Origin of the sequence: Nonomuraea basaltis, from assembly GCF_005893125.1 — a bacterium.
In the GTDB taxonomy this organism is placed as follows: Bacteria; Actinomycetota; Actinomycetes; order Streptosporangiales; family Streptosporangiaceae; genus Nonomuraea; species Nonomuraea basaltis.
The window spans coordinates 1-2,418 of the sequence record NZ_VCJS01000493.1 but is presented as its reverse complement, the minus strand read 5'-3'; the positions used below and the strand labels follow the sequence as shown (position 1 = coordinate 2,418).

At 71.9% G+C, this 2,418-nt stretch carries 3 protein-coding genes; 1 reads left to right on the top strand and 2 read right to left on the bottom strand.

Features of this window, described 5'->3' with window-relative positions; genetic code table 11:
* Both EJK15_RS68830 and EJK15_RS68825 read right to left on the bottom strand, forming a co-directional pair.
* On the bottom strand, positions 1-1,324 hold a 1,324-nt coding region (locus EJK15_RS68830; RefSeq protein ID WP_206062342.1), incomplete at its 3' end, for a serine/threonine-protein kinase.
* An 86-nt stretch (positions 1,325-1,410) separates the two neighbouring features.
* Positions 1,411-2,049 (bottom strand): pyridoxamine 5'-phosphate oxidase family protein, encoded by a 639-nt coding sequence (locus EJK15_RS68825; RefSeq protein WP_138720854.1) that lies wholly within the window; start codon positions 2,047-2,049, stop codon positions 1,411-1,413.
* 71 nt (positions 2,050-2,120) lie between these two features.
* Between EJK15_RS68825 and EJK15_RS68820 the strand changes: the two genes are divergently transcribed.
* Positions 2,121-2,418, top strand: a 298-nt coding sequence (locus tag EJK15_RS68820) for a GntR family transcriptional regulator (RefSeq protein ID WP_138720853.1), incomplete at its 3' end; no start/stop codon positions are given.

The window sequence follows — 2,418 nt, the reverse complement described above, 5'->3', positions numbered from 1 at the left end:
GGGTCGGGGTTGCGGTCCTGGTCGGTGTCGGAGTCGGCGTCGCGGTCCTGGTCGGTGCCGACGTCGGGGTCGAGGTGGGCGTCCGGGTCCGCGTGGGCGTGGTCGTCGGCGTCGTCTCAGGTGTGGTGGACGTCGTCGGCGGCGGTGCGAGCGAGGCGGTGGGGCTCTCCTCAGGCAGGACCACCTCGGGCGAGCTCTCAGGGGTGCTCTCGGGCGTCGCCTCCGGCGTCGTCGGCGGGACCGAGGCGAACTCCGGGCTGATCTGCGTCGGCGGTACGGCCGCCGCCGCGCCGATCGGCCCCGCGGGCGGCCTCTCCCGGTTGGCCAGCACGACCACCACCACGGCCACGGCCACCACCGCGGCCAGCCCGCCGCCCATCGCCACGCGCGTGACGTTCGAGCGCAGCCCGCGGAACACCGTCCTGGCCAGCGACGTCGAGGTCTCGAGCGGGGGAGACGGCGGCGTGGGCAACAGCAGGGCGAGCAGGGCCACCAGCGCGGCCAGCCGCCGCTTGCCCCGCTCCTCCCAGTCCTCGCCGTACGCCGCCCTGGCCGTGGCCTCCAGCTCGGCCACGAACGCCTGCGCGCTCGACGGCCGCTGCGCCGGGTCCTTGGCCAGCCCGCGCCTGATCAGCCCGCGCACCGGCTCGGGCGCGTCGTGGAACGGCACGGGGGCGTGGACGTGCTGGTAGCCGAGCACGCTGGGCTCGGTCGAGCGGTACGGCCGGTGCCCGGTCAGGCACTCGAAGAAGACCGCGGTGGCCGCGTACACGTCGGTCGCGGGCGAGGCTGGCCGCCCCTCCCACAGCTCGGGCGCCATGTACGGAGGCGTGCCCTCCGGGTGCGCCACCGTGCCCTGCCGCACGGCGATGCCGAAGTCGACGAGCTTGCTGACGCCGTCGTCCCTGACGAGCACGTTCTCGGGTTTGTAGTCCCGGTGGACGAGGCCGTTCGCGTGCGCCCTGGACAGGCCCAGCAGCGAGCCCTTCAGCACGACCAGCGCCGCCTCCGGCTCCGTGGTGCCGTGCTCGCGCAGCAGCGCGCGCAGCGAGACGCCGTTGACCAGCTCCATCACGATGGCCGCGCCGCCGAAGTCCTGGATGTACTCCCACATCGTGGCGATGTTGGGGTCGCGGAGCGTGGTCAGGAGCCGCGCCTCGGACTGGAACCTGGCCAGCGCGGCCGGGTCGCGCAGCAGTTCCTCGGAGAGATACTTGATCGCGACCTGTACGCCGGTCTCGTCGTGCACGGCCAGCGCGACGCGCCCGCTGGCACCCGCGCCGAGCTGCTTGATCTCCGTGTACCCCGGAGCGCTCCACTCCATATGCCCTCTCCCATCAGGAGCCGGCCCACCTGATGAGACGTGTGATCAAGGAGATGGGTTTGCCAGGTGGTACCTGATTTATGGAACTACTCCCGATGGAGGATGTGAACAGGTGTCTCGATACCTTCTGGGACCAACGAATCTGGTTGAGGTTCGCCCCATGCGGTGACCAGGGGCAGCACGCCGGCCCATACCGGAAGGGTGTAGTCCTCCTCCTCGTCCACCGGCGCCCCGCGCCGGATCTTTACCGACGCCTCGTCCAGCGACAGCGCCAGCACGGCCGTGGCGGCCAGCTCCTTGCGGGACGGCGGCCTGGCATAGTCCCACTGGCCGGGCGCGAGCCGCTCGGTGAGCGCCCGCAGCCCCGCCAGCCGCTCGTCCGGGTCCGTCACCAGCCTGGCCCGGCCGTAGACGATAGCCGAGCGGTAGTTGACGGAGTGGTGGAAGATCGAGCGGGCCAGCACGACGCCGTCCAGGTGTGTGACCGTGACGCACACCTCACCGCCGTCGGCCGCGCGCAGCGACCTGGCGCCCGTGGAGCCGTGCAGGTAGAGGGTCTCGCCGATGCGGCCGTAGCCGGTGGGCACCACCATCGGGTGCCCGTTCACGACGACGCCCAGGTGGCAGATCAGCCCGGTGTCGAGCACCTCGTACAGGTTGTTCCTGTCGGTGCTGCCGCGCTCCTTCGAGCGGCCGAGCGTGGTGCGGGGAGTGGTGGAGAGCATGATTCGACCGTAACGGCGAAGTGGACCTATCCTGTAGGGCCACTATCGACCCCTTCGTAGGGACCACTTCCGTGCGCACCCATGTTGACCTGCCGGTTTCCCTGTCGCGGGAGGCCGCCGAGCCCCTCACCGCGCAGCTCGCCGACTGGCTGCGCCACGCCATGATGGAGGGCACCCTGGCGCCCGGCGAGCGGCTGCCGTCCACGCGTGCCCTGGCGGCCCAGCTCACCGTGAGCCGGACCGTGGTCACGGAGGCGTACCAGCAGCTCTACGCCGAGGGGTGGCTGGACGGGCGGCACGGCTCCGGGACGTTCGTGGCCGACATGGAGGCGCCCACGCCGCCCCGCGAGACCCCGTATGTCCCGGCCC

Coding starts and splice junctions, on each gene's coding strand:
- EJK15_RS68825 (WP_138720854.1), bottom strand. CDS start 2,049: ATGCTCTCCACCACTCCCCGCACCACGCTCGGCCGCTCGAAGGAGCGC.